This is a genomic window from Flavobacterium filum DSM 17961 (assembly GCF_000425465.1).
Taxonomy (GTDB): Bacteria; Bacteroidota; Bacteroidia; order Flavobacteriales; family Flavobacteriaceae; genus Flavobacterium; species Flavobacterium filum.
This window is the reverse complement of the sequence record NZ_AUDM01000016.1, coordinates 47,739-67,583: the sequence shown is the minus strand read 5'-3', so window position 1 is coordinate 67,583 and position 19,845 is coordinate 47,739. Positions and strand designations below refer to the sequence as shown.

The window sequence follows — 19,845 nt, the reverse complement described above, 5'->3', positions numbered from 1 at the left end:
GTGGCAAATAATAAGTCATAGTTTTCACACAATCTTGTCATTACGAAGCAATATCTTCTGTGTTTTCCGTGCTTTCTGTGAGAAATTAATTTTCACAAGCTTTGTACTTTTTCTTTGTGTAAAAAGCATTTTTTAATCCAAAACTACTAATCTCTCAAAATTTACCCACAATTAATCGATATTTTTTACATTTTATAGATTTTACCCCTAAAAAAATAGGGGTAATGTTGTTTAAAATAATTTTTTAAATATATTTGCACCATAAAATAAATGGTATAACCTTTAAAAAATTAATTTTATGTCAAATTTACGTTTCCAAGCATTAAAAGATGCTTCAGACAGAAAACCGGTGAAATTCGAAGAGTCCGGAAAAAAGTCAGTACTTTTTGGTTCAAATGTGTTTAATGACAAAGCAATGAAGCAGTTTTTGACTTCAGATGCTTACAAAGGGGTAAAAGATGCCATCCAGCACGGAACAAAAATTGATAGAAAATTAGCCGATTATATTGCAATGGGAATGAAAGAGTGGGCTTTGTCAAAAGGTGTTACTCATTATACCCATTGGTTTCAACCGTTAACAGGAACAACAGCTGAGAAGCATGATGCATTTTTTGAAACATCGTATGACGGTTCAGACCCGGTTGAAAAATTTGGTGGCGGACAATTAGTGCAACAAGAGCCGGATGCTTCTTCTTTCCCAAATGGTGGAATTAGAAATACATTTGAAGCACGTGGTTATACAGCTTGGGATCCCACTTCTCCTGCTTTTATTTTCGGAACTACGTTATGTATTCCAACTGTATTTATTTCGTACACCGGAGAAGCATTAGATTATAAAACACCTTTACTTCGTGCGTTGAATGCAGTTGATGAAGCGGCTACTGACGTATGTAAGTATTTTGATAAAAACGTGAAAAAAGTTACCGCTACTTTAGGTTGGGAACAAGAATATTTCTTGGTTGATGCTTCATTAGCCAATTCTCGTCCTGATTTAATGTTAACAGGAAGAACGTTATTAGGTCACACTTCTGCAAAAGGACAACAATTAGATGATCATTATTTCGGTTCAATTCCTTCACGTGCTTTAAATTATATGAGAGAATTGGAAGAAGAATGCATGCTTTTAGGAATTCCTGTAAAAACCCGTCATAATGAGGTGGCTCCTAATCAATTTGAGTTAGCTCCAATTTTTGAAGAAACCAATTTAGCGGTTGACCATAATTCATTGTTAATGGATGTGATGTCAAAAGTAGGTGAACGTCATGATTTTAAAGTACTTTTCCACGAAAAACCTTTTAAAGGTGTAAATGGTTCAGGAAAACACAATAACTGGTCGATGGCTACTGATACAGGAGTAAATTTATTATCTCCAGGTAAAACGCCAATGAGCAATTTACAATTCTTATCGTTCTTTATCAATACCATTAAAGCGGTTCAAGAATATGAAGAATTGTTGAGAGCTTCAATTGCCACCGCTAGTAACGATCACCGTTTAGGAGCGAATGAAGCACCTCCTGCCATTATTTCTGTATTCATTGGTGACCAATTGACTAAAGTTCTTGAAGAATTAGAAGGCGTTTCCAAAGGAAAGCTTTCTCCGGAAGAAAAAACAGACTTGAAACTAAATGTAGTGGGTAAAATTCCGGATGTAATGCTAGACAATACGGATAGAAACAGAACTTCTCCATTTGCTTTCACCGGAAATAAATTTGAATTTAGAGCAGTGGGTTCATCAGCTAACTGTGCTAACGCAATGACCACATTAAATTCGATTGTTGCTAAACAATTAAGAGAGTTTAAAAAAGAAGTTGATACATTAATCGAGAAAAAAGACCTAAAGAAAGATGAAGCAATTTTTAATGTGTTGAGAGAATACATCAAAGAAACTAAAAATATTCTTTTTGAGGGTGACGGATATAGTGATGCATGGGAAAAAGAGGCTAAAAAACGTGGTTTGAGTAATCATAAAACGACTCCATCAGCTTTAAAAGCAAAAGTTTCTAAAAAAGCATTAGAATTATTTGGTGAGTTAAACGTAATGAACCACGTGGAAGTAGAAGCACGTTACGAAATTGAGTTAGAAGAATACACTAAAAAAATCCAAATTGAAGGAAGAGTTTTAGGAGATATTGCCAGAAATCACGTGATTCCAACGGCTATACGTTACCAAAATACGTTGATTGAAAACGTTTGTGGTTTAAAAGAAATCTTCGGGAAAGATTTTGAAAAAATTGCGAAAGAGCAAATTTCGTTAATCAAAGAAATTTCGGCTCATATTGAAGGAATCAATTCTAATGTAGAAGCAATGACGGAAGCTCGTAAAAAAGCAAACGCGTTAACGGATGCTCAAAAAATGGCAGAAATGTATTGTGATAAAGTGAAACCTTATTTTGATGTAATCAGAGAACATTGCGATAAATTAGAGCTTTTGGTTGACGATGAAATTTGGACATTAACAAAATACAGAGAGTTATTGTTTACTAGATAGTTAACTTAATTTTTTATAACATAACCACATTCTTGATGAATGTGGTTTTTTATTTTAAGAAAGGTAATTAAAATAAAAATAATTCAAAAAATTTTGTAATTAATGAATATTTTCTATTTTCGTATCGCTTTACAGTAAAAGCATAATGTCCCCGCATTAACAATCTATAGTATAACCGTGAATGTAAAGTGGTATTTTAACAGTGAGTTTTCTGTGTTCAAAAATACTACATCAAAATCTTTTTTGATTTTGATCACATAAAAACTAAATTTCCAACAAATTAACACTAAAACTGGTGGGATGACGAAAGTTGTCCCACTTTTTTATGCTAGAATAAAATTAATTAATCGTATTTTCGTTATCGTTAAAAAGAACGATATGAAGTGGATTTTCACAAGTCTTTTATTTTTGGTTTTTCAATTACTTTCTGCTCAGGAACAGGTTTCCTATTATTTTGATTCCAATAAATTTGAGTTAAAAAATAATGAAATTATAAAGCTAAACAAGTGGATTTCTGCTCATAAAGAAGTAAAAATTGTAGCGATAAATGGTTATACTGATGAAGACGGAAGCATCGGTTTTAATGATACATTAGCACAAAAACGAGTAGATTTTATTTATAAATTAGTGAAAGATAAAGTCAAAATTCGTGAAGATTTTAAAACCCGTAGTTTTGGAAAATTACATCAACAATCCAATAACAAAGCTGAAAACAGAAGAGTAACTATTTATTATCTTGAAGCAAAAGATTTAGCCCGTGAAGATGAAATTTTAGGCATTAAAAAAGAAGAAATTGTGGCGAAACCCAAACCAAAAAAACAATTTCCGGAAGCCATTGTGATTCAAAATCCCAACGGAACGGAATCAACGTTCGAATTGAATGTTGAATTCATGCAACAAGTTGATGCGGCTAAACCCGGTGATAAATTGAAATTAGACAACCTTAATTTTCAATTAAACACGTTTGCCATCGTGAATGAAAGTCGTGGAAAATTATATGAGTTATTGATTGTAATGCAACAAAATCCAGAACTTTCCATCGATATTCAAGGTCATTTGTGTTGTATGCCAACGGATAGAACCAATCTTTCAACTCAAAGAGCTAAAGCAATCAGTCAATTTTTGCGAATGAACGGAATAGAAAACTCAAGAGTAACGTACCAAGGTTTTGGTAGCAGTAAACCCATTTATCCGTTACCGGAAAAAAATGAAGAAGAACGAGCAGCCAATCGTAGAGTAGAAATTGAAATTATTAAAAATTGAAAAGCAACATTTTATTCATAGCACTCTTTTTTTTCATTTCACTTTCGGCACAAGAAAAGTTGGAAGTGTTTTTTGATTTCAATAAAGCAATGCCAAATTCCAAATCGATTCAACTTATTAATGCATGGATAAAAGGAAATCCTAACGCAGAAGTCTATAAAATGGAAGGATACTGCGACACCGTTGACTCAAGAGTGTACAATTTAAAGTTAGCTGAAAAGCGAATTCACTCCATCGAAAATATTTTAAAACTCAATAAAATAAAAGTTCTTGATGCTGTAGAACGAGTTCCTTTTGGTGAAGATTTTGACGTTTCATTCAATCAAGATGAAAATAGGAAAGTGGTTGTTTTTTATCAATTGACAAATGAAAGCTCGTTTTCAGAGAATGTGAAAAAAGCTAAAATGGGTGATTATTTGAAGCTCAAAGGGTTGAATTTTTTCAACATGAGTGATGAGGTTCTTCCTGAATCGACACCTGTTTTAGACGAGTTACTTCAAATCATGAAAGCAAATCCAAAACTGAAAATTGAAATTCAAGGCCATATTTGTTGTAAAGTAGTTGAAATTGAGGATATTTCCAACAAAAGAGCCAAAACGGTTTACAATTATCTTTTGACTAACGGAATTTCTAAAAATAGAATTTCATACAAAGGATTTGCTTCCACACGACCCATTTATCCGTTACCGGAAAAAAATGAAGAAGAACGTGTTGCCAATCGAAGAGTAGAAATTTTGATACTTGAAAAATAATAATTTCTCATGGGTTTTACATTGTGACATTTTCACATTAATCCTATCTTTGCCCAACACAACAACACAACTATGAGTTCAGATACCAGCAAACGTTATGCTCTTCGCGGAGTTTCTGCCGCCAAAGAAGACGTGCATAACGCCATCAAAAACATTGATAAAGGATTATTTCCCAAAGCTTTTTGCAAAATAGTTCCCGATTATTTAACTGGAGATGAGAATTATTGTCTTTTAATGCACGCTGATGGAGCCGGAACAAAATCGTCGTTAGCGTATTTATATTGGAAAGAAACAGGCGATATTTCGGTGTGGAAAGGTATTGCTCAAGATGCCCTGATTATGAATATTGATGATTTGCTTTGTGTGGGAGCAACAGACAATATTATGCTTTCCTCGACCATCGGAAGAAACAAGAATTTGATTCCTGCAGAAGTAATTTCCGCTATCATAAACGGAACGGAAGAATTGATTCAAGAATTAAAATCATTTGGTGTAACGATTCATTCCACCGGTGGCGAAACGGCTGATGTGGGTGATTTAGTTCGAACAGTTATTGTAGATTCTACCGTAACCGCTCGAATGAAACGCAGCGATGTGATTGATAATGCCAATATTCAGCCCGGAGATGTGATTGTTGGTTTGGCCTCGTTCGGTCAAGCCTCTTACGAAAAAGAATACAACGGCGGAATGGGAAGTAATGGTTTAACCTCAGCTCGTCATGATGTTTTTGCTAAGTATTTAGCCGAGAAATATCCGGAAAGTTTTGATGCTGCCGTCCCTTCTGAATTGGTTTATTCCGGTCAAGTAAAATTGACAGATGAAGTGGAAAATAGTCCTATTGATGCCGGAAAATTAGTGCTTTCGCCAACACGAACGTATGCTCCAATTATCAAAGCTATTTTAGAAAAATATTCATCAAAAGACATTCACGGCATGGTGCATTGCAGTGGTGGAGCACAAACGAAGATTTTACATTTTATTGATAATTTGCACATTATCAAAGATAATTTATTCCCGATTCCACCTTTGTTTAAACTGATTCAAGAACAATCCAAAACCGATTGGAAAGAAATGTATCAAGTCTTTAATTGCGGTCACCGAATGGAATTGTATGTTTCTGCTGAAATTGCCAACGACATTATCGAAATTTCAAAATCATTCAATGTTGATGCTCAAATTGTCGGCAAAGTAGAAGCATCCGAACAAAAAAAATTAACGATTACCAGTGAATTTGGTACTTTTGAATATTAAACCTTTTACCCATTACCATTAACCCATTACCTAAAAAACATGGACTTACCAAAATTCGTTTTAGCAGACAACACCGATTATCCTGAAGATATTTTTGTGATTCACTTAGATTATCCTCGTTTTTTAATCAATTTAAAAGACGACGATGTAGAATTTCTAGAAGAAATTGACGAAGAAGATGAGAAAGAATTAGAAACCGAAATGGAAAAGCTAATTGAATTGGCGGGAGCTTTTTATGATAGGGAAATGGAACGGTATGAGGAGTAAAAAAATGCCGTTTTAAATTCTAAAACGGCATTTTTAAAGTACTTCCAATTGCTTATACCTACTCTCCATCAAACTCAAATACTTCATTTTATATTCATCACTCACAAAACTTTTTGCCAAAACGGCTTCCATTTCGGGTTTGGCATACACAAAAAGTTCTAACGTATTATCCAATACTTTTTTACTTAAACCACAGTTTTCATAAGCAACTAAAAAATCTTGGTATTTCAATTTTCTTTTTTTGGCATTTAAAGTCAAAGCTAATTCTTCAGTATCAGCCGGATTGACAAGGGCTGTTGGCACTAAATCATAAGCCGGAGATAAACTTAAACCTTGTCCTTCTTTTTCCAACAACGAGAAATTCTTCAAATGCATATCTGAATTTCCGGTGAAAAAGCTAAACAATACTTGCTCATAAAAATTGCTCACATCCAAAAGCGGAGTGCTCGAATATTTTAGAACCATTTTGGCCACTTGCTCGTGACTTCCTTTGTATTTATCTTCGGTTAATCGTTCGCTCAATTGACACATGTCTTCCATGTGAAGTTTGGTTTTTCGGGTTCGATCCACTCTTTTTGTGATGTAACAAAGGGTTTTGTCTTGCAATTTCACCAAACTATGCGGAACTACTTTTATACCGCAAACATCCGCCATATGCATCGTAACACTTTCCAATTCCGGCAATTGTACATAATGTTCCGAAGGTGGTTTGAGTATATAATCGCCATAAAGTCCGACAATCGTGAGCTTTTTAGTTAAATTTTTTTCCTCTTTTCGAAATAAACTCAGTGAAACTTTCGCTTGAACTCCCGTTACCGCCATCTGACTTTGGATAACTTTTGAGGCTAATTCCTGCAGATTTTCCAAGTTGTAATTGAGTTGTGGCGTTTTTAATTGTCCAAAAAAACGTTTGTTACACGCTTCATGAAAATCGGATGAAGGATCAAAAAGCGGTTCATAGCAATACAGACATCTCCTACCATAAAAAGTTCTTGGTTCTTGAACTTCCATGGTAGGATTTTCCAATCGTGCTAAATATTTTTTTTTATAGTTCTTCATTATTTATAACACTTACAGCTCCAATGCAATCTTTGCAGCAGGTGAGGAGTAATCCCATTCGGTCTTTGTAATTTATTTTCCAATTTTTTTCGGCAATGTGTAATAGCCATCCTTCCGGAATCAATCCATCAAAAAAAGCAAAAAGGGTTTTACTTTGATAGGGTTTTTCGGTTAAAGGCAAAGTTAAACTAACTGCTTCAGCATTTTCGCTTTTTAAGTATTCGGAATCATATTGAAATACATAGCCGTGATCAGTTTCTAAAACTGTTCCGCAGTATTTGTTTTTCATATATACTTTTCCGCTTCTATTCATTTGAAATTAATTTTTCTCTATCCATTGGAATTGGCCCTAAGGTTTCTCCAAATAAGCGTAACACATCATTCACTTTATCCATTCGCAAGGTGTTTTTGCCTTGTTCTAAATCCCGAACAAATCGCAATCCTACTCCTGCTTTCAAAGCAAGTTCAGGTTGTGTGAGTTTATTTTGCTTGCGTTTTAGTTTAATGTATTTGCTTAAATCGGTTAAATTTTCTCGCATTTTTATACCTTTAAAGTTACAAATATACAAAAATATCGAAAAATCACACCATAAAAGGTATATTTTTAAATTTTATCAATATTTTATACCTTTTATAGTATAAAAATTAAAATACCGCCAATTTTGAAGTAGATAAGGTATAAAAAAAATTTATTTAAAGTAAGTTGAAAGTAATTCCATCGCAGCTGCAAAAGGTGAGATTTCATTGTTTTGCACAGCTTTTTTCTTTTCGTCCAAGAGTTTAGTAATTTCAGGATGAGTATAAAAATGATTTTTCAATTGTTCATTAATGGTTTCCATCATCCAATATTGATTTTGTTCTTGTCTCTTTTCTTGAAAATAGGCATTGGATTGTGTTAATTCCAAATAATTGGAAATGGTTTTCCAAACGTCATCAATTCCCTCTTTGGTTATCGCACTACAAGTAGAAACCGTTGGCATCCAACCCGATTTTTTTGCCGGAAATAGATGTAAAGCTCGGTTAAATTCGGTTTTGGCTAGTTTTGCTTTTTTTATGTTATCGCCATCGGCTTTATTGATAACAATAGCATCGGCCATTTCCATAATGCCGCGTTTGATGCCTTGTAATTCGTCGCCGGCACCGGAAATTTTCAATAACAAAAAGAAATCAACCATACTGTGAACAGCAGTTTCACTTTGACCTACACCAACGGTTTCAATGATGATGGTATCAAATCCGGCGGCTTCACAAAGAATAATAGTTTCTCTGGTTTTTCGGGCTACTCCACCCAACGTTTCTCCTGAAGCAGAAGGTCGAATGTAGGCGTTTTTATCTTTAACCAATTCTTCCATTCGGGTTTTATCACCCAAAATACTTCCGTGCGAAATAGAGCTACTTGGGTCAACGGCCAAAACAGCAACTTTTTTCCCTAACGAAGTTAAGTGTTTTCCAAAAGCTTCAATAAACGTACTTTTTCCAACTCCCGGAACTCCGGTTATTCCAATGCGAACGGATTGATTGGAATGAGGTAAACAAGCATTTATAATTTCATTTGCTTTGGTTAAATGTTCGGGATTGGTACTTTCTACTAAAGTAATGGCACGACTTAAATCAGAAATATTTCCTTTTAAAATTCCATTGATTAAATCTTCTGAGGAAGGTTGAATTTTTCTAAATCCTTTGATGTTTTTCACAACCAATTCACTGATGAATTCCGGTTGCGGCACACCTTCTTTTTCACTTAAAGCAGATTTATTTGGATTTGATTTTTTCACAAAACTAATTTAAGTAGTAAAAGTAAGTAAAATCGATAAAAGTTTCAAAACAATAAAATTGAGCTTTATAAATAAATGAATAATTTTATAATGGTATTTTTGCATTCTATTTTCTATTATGGACAACATTTTTTTAATTTTTCTTTGTTTAGCAATTGGTTTTGGACTTCAATTTTTGAAAAGTTTTCCCAAAAACGGATATGTGGCTCTCAACCATTTTGTGATTTATATTTCACTTCCGGCTTTAGCGTTGTATTATATTCCAAAGATTGAAATTTCTTCAAAATTACTTTTTCCAATCGGAGTGGCATGGCTCGGATTTGGGTTGTCTTTTTTGTTTTTTTACAGCTTAGGAAAATGGCTCGGATGGTCCAAAAAGCTTACCGGATGTTTGATATTAACCGGAGGATTGGGAAATACTTCCTTTGTTGGATTTCCTGTTATTGAAGCGTTATATGGTCAAGAAGGATTGCAGACCGCAATCATTGTCGATCAGCCAGGTTCGTTTGTGGTATTGGCTACATTGGGCGTGACAGTTGCTTCTATTTTTTCAAAAGGCGAAGTCGATTCAAAACTCATTATCAAAAAAATTGTTTTCTTTCCACCATTTATTGCTTTTACTATTGCTTGTCTACTTAATTTGTTGAATCTTGATTTTCCCGAAATGATGCAATCTGTTTTTTATAAAGTGGGCGGAACAGTTTCAACAATAGCATTGGTTTCAGTTGGTTTGCAATTGAAATTTGATAAAAGAAGTCAACATTGGAATTTTTTAGCGTTGGGATTGTTCTTTAAATTGATGATTACTCCCCTGTTTTTCTTGGTCTTATACAAATTTATTTTGAGTGGAGAAGGATTAATTGTAGATGTTTCCATAATGGAAGCAGCGATGGCACCTATGATAACCGGAGCGATTTTGGCTTCTACTTATGGGTTAAAACCAAAATTGAGTAGCATGATGATAGGTATCGGAATTCCGCTTTCATTTTTAACCTTAGCTTTTTGGTATTGTCTACTTTCATTGCTATAATTTTTTTACCTTTATTGGTTAAAAAATAAAGTATGCAACTCAATTCCGAAATTTTATCCAAATTAGAAAATATAGTTGGTCAATCGTTTGTGTTTACAGATGAAGAAACCCGAAATCACTACGGTCATGATGAAACCGAAGATTATGTTTTTCCACCTCATGTGGTGATAAAACCATCATCAGCTTTAGAAATTTCCGAAATTCTAAAAATAGCCAATCAATATAAAATTCCGGTTGTACCAATTGGAGCTCGAACCGGTTTAAGTGGCGGTGCTTTATCCGTTCAAGGAGGAATAGGACTTTCGATGGAACGATTCAATAAAATTCTAAACATTGACGAACAAAATCTACAAGTTATCACAGAACCCGGAGTGATTACGCAAGTGCTTCGCGAAGCCGTTGCCGAAAAAGGATTATTCTATCCGGTTGACCCCAGTAGCATGGGAAGTTGTTTTATTGGTGGAAATGTAGCCGAAAATTCCGGCGGAGCTAGAGCTGTAAAATATGGCGTTACCAAAGATTATGTTTTGAATTTAGAAGTGGTTTTACCAACCGGAGAAATCATTTGGACCGGAGCGAATACACTAAAAAATTCAACGGGATATAATCTCACGCAATTGATGGTGGGGAGTGAAGGAACGCTGGGAATCGTTACAAAAATTGTATTAAAATTACTTCCTAAAAATACGCATAACGTTTTAATGTTGGTTCCGTTTTACAAAGCCAATGAAGCGTGTGAAGCAGTTTCAGCTATTTTTAGAGCTGGAATTGTTCCAAGTGCGTTAGAGTTCATGGAACGCGATGCCATTGATTGGACACTTCAATTTGTAGAAGGGTTGAACGTTCAAGTCAAATCGGATATTCAAGCACATTTGTTAATCGAAGTCGATGGAAATTATCCCGATATTTTGATGGTGGAAGCCGAAAAAATCATGACAGTGGTAGAACAATTTCATATAGATGACATTCTTTTTGCCGATACCGTAGACGAAAAAAATGCCTTGTGGAAAATGCGTCGCAGTGTGGCGGAAGCAGTGAAAGCCAATTCAGTTTATAAAGAAGAAGACACCGTTGTGCCGAGATATGAATTGCCAAAATTATTAGAAGGTATAAAATCCATCGGAAAAAAATATGGTTTTCAATCGGTTTGTTATGGTCATGCAGGCGATGGGAATTTGCATGTAAACATCATCAAAGGAAACCTAAGCGATGAAAATTGGAAAACAGAAGTGCCCAAAGGCATTCGGGAAATTTTTGAATTAACCGTCTCTTTAAACGGTACGTTGTCCGGCGAACACGGTATTGGTTTTGTTCAAAAAGACTTTATGGACATTGCTTTTTCGAAACCTCATTTAGAATTGATGGAGCGGTTAAAATATGTTTTTGACCCCAATGGAATATTAAATCCCGGTAAAATTTTGCCTTAAAATCAATAAAAAAGGGATTGATTTTTTAATCCCTTTTGTTTTTCTTCTCGCGTTTGGCCTCTTTTTTTTCCTTAGCTGTTTTTAAAGGCTCTTTTTTTACGTTTTTCTTTGCATCTTGACCTTTTGCCATATTTTTTTGGGAATACTATTTGAAGTACCAAGGTAAAGGTAGTGTTTATTTTTTGAGAAAACTATAATCCCAATTGTTTTTGAATTTCAGGAGCCAATACTTCATCAATAGAACGAAATTTTGAATTTTGTTCTATAAATTTCCATTTGTCCATGGATGAAGAATGGAAAAAAGCTACCCAAATCACATTCTCTTCAATGAAAAAACTATTGCGTTTGGCTTCATATTTCACAGACTTTATTTTAGGATTGGTTTGAAAGGAAGCTATGTTTTTTTGGATTTCCGCATCCGATAATTTATCGATAAAATTCACTCGATACGTATTTTTAAAAGAAATCACGCAATATTTTTTACCTTCAATTTCTTGTATCGTTCCAAATGTAAAATTCATGGTTGGAAAAACGAATCGTATTCCTGTTTTATCATTTTGAAATTGTTCATCTAATTTAGCGGTTATTTCCTCTTTCGTTATTTTTTCAAAATAACCGGGATGGTATAATCCTGCAATCCCTTCAAAATCCATGTTGTAATGAGCATCATAGAACTTTTTTGTTTCTAATTTTAATTGCTCCATCGTTTGGGAATAACCGTTCAAAAAAACCAAAAGAAATAAGTAAACTATATTTTTCATGTGATGAGATTTTTAACAAATATAAAAATCCCTGACAATTAATGTGCCAGGGATTTTAAAAAATGATTATAATTTAAGTTTATACTAAAACCCATTCACCACTTGCAATCAAGCTTTCCGCTTTTTTGTATTTCATGGATTCTGTTTTGCCGCTCATCACATGTTTTATCGTAACAGTGTCATTTCGATTGATTTTTGGCATTTCGCGAACTATCGTTTCGGTTACCGCTGGTCGCTGACTAGCCATTTCTCCGGCTTGTCTGTTGGCTTGAGCTCCGTCATTTATTTCAGTGGATGCTTTCGTTTCTGTATAATTTTCTTTTCTACGAACCTCTCGAGCTTCTTGAATATTGGTTTCATTACGATTAGGTAAATCACCTTTGAACAAGAAAGAAATTACTTCTTTATTAACCCCATCCAACATCGCTCTAAACAAATTGAACGCTTCAAATTTATAAATCAGCAACGGATCTTTTTGTTCGTGAACGGCCAATTGAACCGATTGTTTCAATTCATCCATCTTGCGAAGGTGTTTCTTCCAAGCTTCATCCACAATAGCCAACGTGATATTTTTCTCAAAATCAGCAACCAATTGTTTTCCTTCACTATCATACGCTTTTTTCAAGTCAGTCACCACATTCAACGTTTTTTGTCCGTCACTAAAAGGAACAATGATTCGCTCGTAATGATTATTTGGATTTTCATACACGTTTTTGATGATTGGAAACGCTTCTCTGGCATCACGTGCATTTTTTTCTTCGTAATGTGCCAAAACTGCTTTATATACTTTTCCTGTAATTTCCATCTCACTCAACTTATTGAATTCGCTTTCCGAAATCGGAGAAGTGATAGAAAAATAACGAATCAATTCAAATTCAAAATTCTTGAAATTAGAAGTTGCTTTGTTCTCATTCGTAATGTTTTCACATGTGTCATACATCATGTTTGCGATGTCCACTTTCAAACGTTCGCCATGCAAAGCGTGTCTTCTGCGTTTGTAAATTACTTCCCTTTGCGAATTCATTACATCATCATATTCCAACAAACGTTTACGCACACCAAAGTTATTTTCTTCCACTTTTTTCTGAGCCCGTTCAATCGATTTGGTCATCATGGAATGTTGAATTACTTCACCTTCTTTCAAGCCCATTCTGTCCATTACCTTGGCCACGCGTTCAGAACCAAATAAACGCATCAAATTATCCTCTAACGATACATAAAACTGCGAACTTCCCGGATCTCCTTGACGTCCCGCACGACCACGTAACTGTCTGTCCACTCGACGTGAATCATGACGTTCTGTACCAACGATGGCTAAACCACCGGCTGCTTTTACTTCCGGAGTCAATTTAATATCCGTTCCACGACCAGCCATATTGGTTGCAATTGTTACCACTCCGGGTTTTCCGGCTTCGGCTACAATTTCAGCTTCTTTTTTGTGCATTTTCGCATTCAAAACATTGTGCGGAACGTTTCTCATTTTCAACATTCTACTCAATAACTCTGAAATTTCAACCGAAGTAGTACCAATCAACACCGGTCTTCCGGCTTGCGAAAGTTTGGTTACATCTTCAATTACGGCGTTAAATTTCTCGCGTGTGGTTTTATAAATCAAATCTTCTTGGTCTTTTCTAGAAATCGGACGGTTAGTTGGGATTTCCACAACATCCAATTTGTAAATTTGCCATAACTCGCCGGCTTCTGTTACCGCTGTTCCCGTCATACCGGCTAATTTGCTGTACATACGGAAATAGTTTTGCAACGTTATCGTAGCAAATGTTTGGGTAGCCGCCTCAATTTTTACATTTTCTTTGGCTTCAATCGCTTGATGTAATCCGTCAGAATAACGACGGCCATCCATAATACGACCGGTTTGTTCATCAACGATTAAAATTTTATCGTCCATGATTACGTATTCTACGTCTTTTTCAAAAAGCGTGTAGGCTTTTAATAATTGAGTAAGCGTGTGAATACGTTCCGATTTGATAGAGAAATCTTGGAATAATTTTTCTTTTTCTTCGGCTTCTTGGTCTTTACTTAAATTTTGTTTTTCAATTCGAGCTATTTCAGTTCCAATATCCGGTAAAACGAAGAAGTTTTCATCTGTATCTGTAGATAAAAATTTTATTCCGTTATCGGTTAATTCAACCTGATTATTCTTTTCTTCAATCACAAAATACAAAGCTTCATCAACTTTTGGCATTTCGCGATTGTTGTCTTGCATGTATTGATTTTCGGTTTTTTGAAGTAATTGTTTGATTCCTTCTTCACTCAAAAATTTAATCAAAGGCTTACTTTTAGGCATGGCTCTGTAGGCTCTTAACAAGCTAAAACCACCGTCTTTTGTATTGCCTTCTTTGATTAATCGTTTCGCTTCGGTTAAAAATTGAGTCGCTAAATTGCGTTGTAAATTAACCAAATGATCCACTTTCGGTTTCAACTCATTAAATTCATGTCGGTCTCCTTGTGGAACCGGACCGGAAATAATCAATGGGGTTCTGGCATCGTCAATCAAAACTGAATCCACCTCATCCACAATCGCATAGTTGTGTTTGCGTTGTACTAAATCGTTTGGCGAATGAGCCATGTTGTCTCTCAAATAATCAAAGCCAAATTCATTGTTGGTTCCATACGTGATATCGGCCTCATAGGCTTTTCTTCTTGCATCAGTGTTGGGTTGATGATTGTCAATACAGTCAACAGTTAACCCATGAAATTCAAATAAAGGAGCTTTCCAAGTGCTGTCACGTTTGGCTAAGTAATCATTCACGGTAACCAAATGCACCCCGTTTCCGGTTAATGCATTCAAATAGAGTGGGAGTGTAGCTACCAACGTTTTTCCTTCACCCGTTTGCATTTCGGCAATTTTTCCTTGATGCAACACCACACCACCAATCAACTGCACATCGTAGTGAATCATGTCCCACGTAATTTCTTTTCCGGCAGCGTTCCAAGAATTAGCCCAAACAGCGTTATCACCTTCAAGGGTAATGTATGATTTTGAAGCCGAAAGTTCAATATCTTTTGGAGTAGCTTTTACTGTGATAGAGGTATTCTCTTTGAAGCGTTTGGCTGTTTCTTTTACCACCGCAAAAGCTTCCGGTAGGATTTCGTTCAAAACTTTTTCTGAAATCTCGTAAGCTTCTTTTTCTAATGCATCAATAGCTGTATATACCTCTTCGCGTTTATCAATGTCGGCTATTTTTTCAACTTCTGCTTTTAAAGAAGCAATTTTCGCATCTTTTTCCGCACGAGCTTGTTTAATTTTTTCTTTGAATGAAGTAGTTTTGGCTCTCAATTCGTCATGTGAAAGCGAAGAAAGACTGCTTTCAAATGATTTTATTTTGGTGATTAGCGGTTGAATCGCTTTTACATCTTTCTCCGATTTATCTCCTACTAATGCTTTGAGAATGCTATTGATGAAACTCATTTTATGTTGATTTATTTAATTATAAATTCCCGACACTTCGGGAGGCAAATTTATACAAAAAAAAAGCCTCAAATGAGACTCTTTTTAGTTGATTGTTTATTTTTGTCTAATATTCATCCTCGTTCCAAAGATAATCTTCGTCGGTTGGATAATCCGGCCAAATTTCTTCCATCGATTCGTAGATTTCTCCTTCATCTTCAATAGATTGAAGGTTTTCCACTACTTCAAGGGGAGCACCCGTTCTGATGGCGTAATCAATTAGCTCATCTTTGGTGGCTGGCCACGGTGCATCACTTAAATAGGATGCTAATTCTAATGTCCAATACATCTTCTATCGATTTAATTTTATGCAAAAATAAATTTTCTACTGAAATAGTCAAGTAAAAAGTAATTTATTTTACCAAAAAGTAATTTTTCATACTTTTTTAAAGGTAAGAACGTATTTGAAACAGTGTTCTGTGTTTAGTTTTTGAGCGGTCAATATCTAACTGAAAACTGACAACCGACAACAGTCTACTACTTCCTCGGAATCCATTTTACTTCATCCGCATGAAGGTCAAATGACAACTTTCGTGCCAAGACAAAAAGGTAGTCAGAAAGTCGGTTTAAGTATTTTAAAACCTGCTCATCTGTCGGTTCTAATTCGTGAAGGTGCACTGATAGGCGTTCGGCTCTTCGGCAAACACAACGAGCAATATGACAATATGACACGGTTGTATGTCCGCCAGGAAGAACGAAATGCGTCATTGGAGGCAAACTATCATTCATGGTATCAATTTCATTTTCCAATAATTGAATATCTTCTTCCGAAATTCGATTAATGTTTAAACGAGGTTGACCGTTTTTTAAAACTTCTTTTTCAGGTGGTGTAGCCAAAATAGCTCCAACGGTAAAAAGGCGGTCTTGCACTTCAATTAATACATTTTTATATAATGGATTGATGTCTTGGTCGCGAATTAATCCAATGTGCGAATTCAACTCGTCCACTGTTCCGTAACTTTCAATTCGAATGTGGTGTTTAGGAACACGTGTTCCGCCAAAAAGTGCTGTGGTTCCGCTATCGCCGGTTTTGGTGTATATTTTCATAAGTTAGTTGCTGAGGTTCTGAGTAGCTAAGTTGCTGAGTTTTTATTTGGCTAATTTACGAAGTTTTTTTTACTCAGCCACTCAGTATCTCAGCTACTCAATAACTTTTAAAAAAGCTTCCACAAATCGTTCTCTTGCTCCATCCGCTAAATCAAAATACAAATCGGGTTCAATGAGTTCGATTTCCATTAAATGAAGTTTGTTTTCAATGACAATGCCATCCACACGAGCATAAAGCAATTTTTCAGGAATTTTTGATAGAATTAATTCAGCTTGAAGTAGTAAATCAGCATTGGGTTCAATTAATGTATATTTTCCACCGTATTGAATTTGAACTCGAAAATCATTTTCTACCGGTTTTTTGTTAACAGCGTGCGAAAATTTCCCATCAAAAAAGATAAAAGAGGTTTCGCCCAATTCTTTTATTTCCGGACGAAATTCCTGAATGAGAAAATCTTTGGTTGCAAAATGTTCTTTGAATTCTGTTTGGATGGATTCAATTTCAGTTCGGTCAATTAATTTTGTTAAATAACTTCCGGCAGAAAATGCTGGTTTGATAACCATTTTCTCCCAACTTTTCGGAATTACATTGTGTAAATTTGAAGTTGAATTTTTTTCTAAAAAAATCGAAGGAAGTATTGAAATTCCTTCTTTTTCTAATTCTTTTAAATAAAATTTATGTTTGTTTTTTTGGATAACTGAAATCGGGTTGAACGTTTTAATTCCCAATAATTCAATTTTATGTAACCATGAATTAAATACTTCTTCTTTTTGATAATAATCCCATGTATTTCTGAAAATAAGGTAGTCAAATTCGGTCCAATCAACCGTTTCATCATCCCAAATAGCGGCTTTTGCAGTAATATTTTCCTTCGCAAAAAGCGGAATTAATTGTTGATCCGATTCTAAAAGTTCAGGTAATCGGGCACAAGTAAGTATTCCAATTTTCATTTTGAATCTTGTTTCTTTTTGGAATAATAATTCGTTTTGAAGTTGCGATTACGGCGAGTTCCTCTTTGTTTGTTGGCCATTCGAGTGACAATGATAACCGCCACAAAAAGAACGACCATGACAATAATTAGGGTTTTCATAAGGGATAAACTTTATGTAACAAAGTTACAAATTGTTTATTTTATCCGTTCGTCTTTTTCAATAATTCCGTCTCGCAAACGAATAATTCGGTGAGCATAAGCGGCAATTTCTTCTTCGTGCGTAACCAAAATAACCGTATTTCCATTTTTGTGAATTTCGCCAAACAAAGCCATGATTTCTTCCGATGTTTTGGAATCTAAATTTCCGGTGGGTTCATCGGCCAAAATGATAGAAGGCTTGTTTACTAAAGCTCTTCCAACTGCCACACGTTGCCGTTGACCACCCGAAAGTTCGTTGGGTTTGTGATCCATTCTATCGGCTAATCCCACTTGTGTTAAAACTTCTGTGGCACGCTCGTAACGTTCAGATTTGGAATAACCGGCATAAACCATAGGTAATGCAACGTTGTCTAAAGCCGTAGTTCTTGGCATCAAATTGAAGGTTTGAAATACAAATCCGATTTCTTTGTTACGGATTTCAGCCAACTCATCATCGTGCATTTTGCTCACATCTTTTCCATTCAAAATATAGGTTCCCGATGTGGGTGTATCCAAACAGCCCAAAAGGTTCATCAAAGTAGATTTTCCGGAACCGGAAGGTCCCATCAACGCTACATATTCTCCTTTGTTAATTTCCAAATCAATTCCTTTTAAAACATAAATCGTTTCACTTCCCAATACAAAGTTTCGTTTTAAAGCAGAGATTTTTATTAATGGATTGGCCATTGGATTGCAGATTTTAGCATTTTTACATTCAATATTGGATTAGTAGAAAAAAGTTGGTTTTTGTTACAAATCAAATTCGAATTCGTTCAAAAAGATGTGAACTGATGGTTTTATTTGGATTAATAATGAAATGTTCTTTGGTTTGTTCTGTTCTGAAAAAGACGATTCCCCATTGAAAAGTATCAATAGTAACGGTGACTTTTGGATGATTTTTAATGATTTCCCAAGCTTCTTCCATGTCTTTGGACCAGTGAATGTCATCGAAAATCCAAATGGTTTTATTTGTAGTTGTTTCAATTAGAATATCAAAGTATTTTAAAGTTGCTACTTTAGAGTGATTTCCATCAAAATAAACCATATTCCAATCGGTATCCGAAAATGACGATTTATCAAAATTATGGAGAAATATTTCAAATTCTGAATTAATAAAATTTATATTTTTTAACTGTTCTAAATTAAAACATTTTAAAAATTTATTGCTTGTGAATAGTGAAGTTTCCTTACATCCTTCAACTGAAATAATTTTTGTGTTTTTTAAAGCAATTGATGCAGAATATGTGGCAATACCTAAAGATGTTCCAAGTTCTAAAAATGTTGATGGTTGAAAATAATTAATTAATCTAAATAGTAGTTTTGCTCTGTAAGTTGAAATACCGGCAACTTTAGCAATTTTTGATACTTCTCGTTGATTGGTTTTGAAAACTCGTGAACCTGCTCCAAAATCAGTTACGTTAATTTTAGTTTTGTCTGCTATTAAAGATTTTTTATAATCAATAATATTTTCATATTCATAGTAATTCGTTTTATCATAAAAACATTTCGTCACCAAATCAAACACAAATGGAGAATGTATTCCATGTTCGTTTTTGGAATTTAGTAGAAATTTAAAATATGATTTAATAATTTGTATCATTTTTAGTCTCAGTCTCAGTCTCAGTCACAGTTTTCAGTCACAGTCACAGTCACAGTTTTCAGTTATAGTTTCTTAGTCTCAGTTTGGATTACAGCCAAATTTATCTGGATTATTAATCATGAAATTAATTAATTTTCCAATTTCTTTTGATTTTGATGTTAAATCTAAATGAATTTCATTTGAAATATAACCACATTCCAATGAAAAATCTAGCCAAACAGTAGTTTCAGAATTTTCTCCATCGCAATCCGTAAGCTTACTTATAAAATGATTAACATATCTCCTTTTTCGATAGGCTTCCGCCATATTAGCACAAACACTTCTTGATGATCGTCGTACTTGATCAGTTAATGAATATTTTTCTTCTTTTGGAAATAGATTACTGATTTTATAAATTTCCATGGCTAATAAAAATGCTTTTTGATAGGCTAATAATTCTTTGAAATCCATTTTTTATTCTTTTTATACTATATCATAATCAAATTGCGACTGAAAACTACAATTGAAAACTGCGACTGCGACTGCG

20 protein-coding genes are annotated in these 19,845 nt (G+C 34.6%); 7 read left to right on the top strand and 13 right to left on the bottom strand.

The genetic code is table 11. From position 1 onward, the window contains the following. The first annotated feature begins 298 nt into the window (after nt 1-298). The 5 genes from H601_RS0110885 (at nt 299) to H601_RS0110865 (ending at nt 6,021) form a co-directional block, all read left to right on the top strand. Nucleotides 299-2,488: a glutamine synthetase III family protein gene (locus H601_RS0110885; RefSeq protein WP_026711549.1), complete on the top strand. Its 2,190-nt coding sequence runs from the start codon at nt 299-301 to the stop codon at nt 2,486-2,488. Between the two features lie 378 nt (nt 2,489-2,866). Beyond that, the gene (locus tag H601_RS0110880) at nt 2,867-3,751 is read left to right on the top strand and encodes an OmpA family protein (protein ID WP_026711548.1); all 885 of its coding nucleotides are present in this window, start codon (nt 2,867-2,869) and stop codon (nt 3,749-3,751) included. Further along, nucleotides 3,748-4,503, top strand: coding sequence for an OmpA family protein (locus H601_RS0110875; protein WP_026711547.1), 756 nt, complete (start codon nt 3,748-3,750; stop codon nt 4,501-4,503). The genes H601_RS0110880 and H601_RS0110875 overlap by 4 nt, the downstream gene beginning before the upstream one ends. A gap of 72 nt (nt 4,504-4,575) precedes the next feature. Further along, entirely contained in the window at nt 4,576-5,754 is a 1,179-nt protein-coding gene (locus H601_RS0110870) for an AIR synthase related protein (protein WP_026711546.1), read from the top strand. 39 nt (nt 5,755-5,793) lie between these two features. After that, nucleotides 5,794-6,021, top strand: coding sequence for a hypothetical protein (locus H601_RS0110865; RefSeq protein WP_026711545.1), 228 nt, complete (start codon nt 5,794-5,796; stop codon nt 6,019-6,021). Nucleotides 6,022-6,054: 33 nt separating this feature from the next. Here the strand turns inward: H601_RS0110865 and H601_RS0110860 are convergent, their stop codons facing one another. From H601_RS0110860 to meaB, 4 genes are all read right to left on the bottom strand, one after another. Further along, nucleotides 6,055-7,080, bottom strand: coding sequence for a HipA domain-containing protein (locus H601_RS0110860; protein ID WP_245571645.1), 1,026 nt, complete (start codon nt 7,078-7,080; stop codon nt 6,055-6,057). Beyond that, the gene (locus H601_RS0110855) at nt 7,067-7,393 is read right to left on the bottom strand and encodes a HipA N-terminal domain-containing protein (protein ID WP_026711543.1); all 327 of its coding nucleotides are present in this window, start codon (nt 7,391-7,393) and stop codon (nt 7,067-7,069) included. Before H601_RS0110855 ends, H601_RS0110860 begins: the two co-directional genes overlap by 14 nt. Beyond that, nucleotides 7,386-7,619 (bottom strand): helix-turn-helix transcriptional regulator, encoded by a 234-nt coding sequence (locus H601_RS0110850; protein WP_026711542.1) that lies wholly within the window; start codon nt 7,617-7,619, stop codon nt 7,386-7,388. The genes H601_RS0110855 and H601_RS0110850 overlap by 8 nt, the downstream gene beginning before the upstream one ends. A 150-nt stretch (nt 7,620-7,769) precedes the next feature. Further along, entirely contained in the window at nt 7,770-8,855 is a 1,086-nt protein-coding gene (gene meaB / locus H601_RS0110845; protein WP_026711541.1) for a methylmalonyl Co-A mutase-associated GTPase MeaB, read from the bottom strand. A gap of 118 nt (nt 8,856-8,973) precedes the next feature. On the opposite strand from meaB, the gene H601_RS0110840 reads away from it, so the two are divergent. Both H601_RS0110840 and H601_RS0110835 read left to right on the top strand, forming a co-directional pair. Beyond that, nucleotides 8,974-9,885: an AEC family transporter gene (locus H601_RS0110840; RefSeq protein WP_026711540.1), complete on the top strand. Its 912-nt coding sequence runs from the start codon at nt 8,974-8,976 to the stop codon at nt 9,883-9,885. Nucleotides 9,886-9,917: 32 nt separating this feature from the next. Continuing rightward, the gene (locus tag H601_RS0110835) at nt 9,918-11,312 is read left to right on the top strand and encodes an FAD-binding oxidoreductase (protein ID WP_026711539.1); all 1,395 of its coding nucleotides are present in this window, start codon (nt 9,918-9,920) and stop codon (nt 11,310-11,312) included. Nucleotides 11,313-11,503: 191 nt separating this feature from the next. Here the strand turns inward: H601_RS0110835 and H601_RS0110825 are convergent, their stop codons facing one another. The 9 genes from H601_RS0110825 to H601_RS0110785 all read right to left on the bottom strand — a co-directional run bounded on the left by H601_RS0110825 (nt 11,504) and on the right by H601_RS0110785 (nt 19,769). Further along, the gene (locus H601_RS0110825; protein ID WP_026711538.1) at nt 11,504-12,073 is read right to left on the bottom strand and encodes a hypothetical protein; all 570 of its coding nucleotides are present in this window, start codon (nt 12,071-12,073) and stop codon (nt 11,504-11,506) included. A 79-nt stretch (nt 12,074-12,152) separates the two neighbouring features. Continuing rightward, nucleotides 12,153-15,503, bottom strand: coding sequence for a preprotein translocase subunit SecA (gene secA / locus H601_RS0110820; protein WP_026711537.1), 3,351 nt, complete (start codon nt 15,501-15,503; stop codon nt 12,153-12,155). Between the two features lie 106 nt (nt 15,504-15,609). Then, nucleotides 15,610-15,831: a DUF2795 domain-containing protein gene (locus tag H601_RS0110815; RefSeq protein ID WP_002986941.1), complete on the bottom strand. Its 222-nt coding sequence runs from the start codon at nt 15,829-15,831 to the stop codon at nt 15,610-15,612. 188 nt (nt 15,832-16,019) lie between these two features. Next, nucleotides 16,020-16,589 carry a cob(I)yrinic acid a,c-diamide adenosyltransferase gene (locus tag H601_RS0110810; RefSeq protein WP_026711536.1) on the bottom strand — a complete coding sequence of 190 codons (570 nt, stop codon included), beginning with the start codon at nt 16,587-16,589 and terminating at the stop codon, nt 16,020-16,022. 93 nt (nt 16,590-16,682) lie between these two features. Beyond that, on the bottom strand, nt 16,683-17,540 hold the full coding sequence (locus tag H601_RS0110805; RefSeq protein ID WP_026711535.1) for an ATP-grasp domain-containing protein: 858 nt from the start codon (nt 17,538-17,540) through the stop codon (nt 16,683-16,685). Beyond that, nucleotides 17,537-17,680 carry a hypothetical protein gene (locus tag H601_RS16515; protein ID WP_156900391.1) on the bottom strand — a complete coding sequence of 48 codons (144 nt, stop codon included), beginning with the start codon at nt 17,678-17,680 and terminating at the stop codon, nt 17,537-17,539. Before H601_RS16515 ends, H601_RS0110805 begins: the two co-directional genes overlap by 4 nt. Before the next feature lie 36 nt (nt 17,681-17,716). Next, nucleotides 17,717-18,406, bottom strand: coding sequence for an ABC transporter ATP-binding protein (locus tag H601_RS0110795; RefSeq protein ID WP_026711534.1), 690 nt, complete (start codon nt 18,404-18,406; stop codon nt 17,717-17,719). A gap of 70 nt (nt 18,407-18,476) precedes the next feature. Next, nucleotides 18,477-19,319, bottom strand: a complete 843-nt coding sequence (locus H601_RS15605) for a class I SAM-dependent methyltransferase (protein ID WP_051220724.1) — start codon at nt 19,317-19,319, stop codon at nt 18,477-18,479. Between the two features lie 78 nt (nt 19,320-19,397). Continuing rightward, the gene (locus H601_RS0110785; RefSeq protein WP_026711533.1) at nt 19,398-19,769 is read right to left on the bottom strand and encodes a four helix bundle protein; all 372 of its coding nucleotides are present in this window, start codon (nt 19,767-19,769) and stop codon (nt 19,398-19,400) included. Nucleotides 19,770-19,845: the final 76 nt, after the last annotated feature.

Bases quoted from the DNA above. Each gene is read 5' to 3' on its own strand.
- secA (WP_026711537.1), bottom strand. From the start codon at position 15,503: ATGAGTTTCATCAATAGCATTCTCAAAGCATTAGTAGGAGATAAATCG.
- H601_RS0110885 (WP_026711549.1), top strand. From the start codon at position 299: ATGTCAAATTTACGTTTCCAAGCATTAAAAGATGCTTCAGACAGAAAA.
- H601_RS0110860 (WP_245571645.1), bottom strand. From the start codon at position 7,080: ATGAAGAACTATAAAAAAAAATATTTAGCACGATTGGAAAATCCTACC.
- H601_RS0110835 (WP_026711539.1), top strand. From the start codon at position 9,918: ATGCAACTCAATTCCGAAATTTTATCCAAATTAGAAAATATAGTTGGT.
- H601_RS0110880 (WP_026711548.1), top strand. From the start codon at position 2,867: ATGAAGTGGATTTTCACAAGTCTTTTATTTTTGGTTTTTCAATTACTT.
- H601_RS0110810 (WP_026711536.1), bottom strand. From the start codon at position 16,589: ATGAAAATATACACCAAAACCGGCGATAGCGGAACCACAGCACTTTTT.
- H601_RS0110850 (WP_026711542.1), bottom strand. From the start codon at position 7,619: ATGCGAGAAAATTTAACCGATTTAAGCAAATACATTAAACTAAAACGC.
- H601_RS0110865 (WP_026711545.1), top strand. From the start codon at position 5,794: ATGGACTTACCAAAATTCGTTTTAGCAGACAACACCGATTATCCTGAA.
- H601_RS0110825 (WP_026711538.1), bottom strand. From the start codon at position 12,073: ATGAAAAATATAGTTTACTTATTTCTTTTGGTTTTTTTGAACGGTTAT.
- H601_RS16515 (WP_156900391.1), bottom strand. From the start codon at position 17,680: ATGAAAACCCTAATTATTGTCATGGTCGTTCTTTTTGTGGCGGTTATC.
- H601_RS0110815 (WP_002986941.1), bottom strand. From the start codon at position 15,831: ATGTATTGGACATTAGAATTAGCATCCTATTTAAGTGATGCACCGTGG.
- H601_RS0110795 (WP_026711534.1), bottom strand. From the start codon at position 18,406: ATGGCCAATCCATTAATAAAAATCTCTGCTTTAAAACGAAACTTTGTA.
- H601_RS0110855 (WP_026711543.1), bottom strand. From the start codon at position 7,393: ATGAATAGAAGCGGAAAAGTATATATGAAAAACAAATACTGCGGAACA.
- H601_RS0110840 (WP_026711540.1), top strand. From the start codon at position 8,974: ATGGACAACATTTTTTTAATTTTTCTTTGTTTAGCAATTGGTTTTGGA.
- H601_RS0110870 (WP_026711546.1), top strand. From the start codon at position 4,576: ATGAGTTCAGATACCAGCAAACGTTATGCTCTTCGCGGAGTTTCTGCC.
- H601_RS15605 (WP_051220724.1), bottom strand. From the start codon at position 19,319: ATGATACAAATTATTAAATCATATTTTAAATTTCTACTAAATTCCAAA.
- H601_RS0110785 (WP_026711533.1), bottom strand. From the start codon at position 19,769: ATGGATTTCAAAGAATTATTAGCCTATCAAAAAGCATTTTTATTAGCC.
- H601_RS0110805 (WP_026711535.1), bottom strand. From the start codon at position 17,540: ATGAAAATTGGAATACTTACTTGTGCCCGATTACCTGAACTTTTAGAA.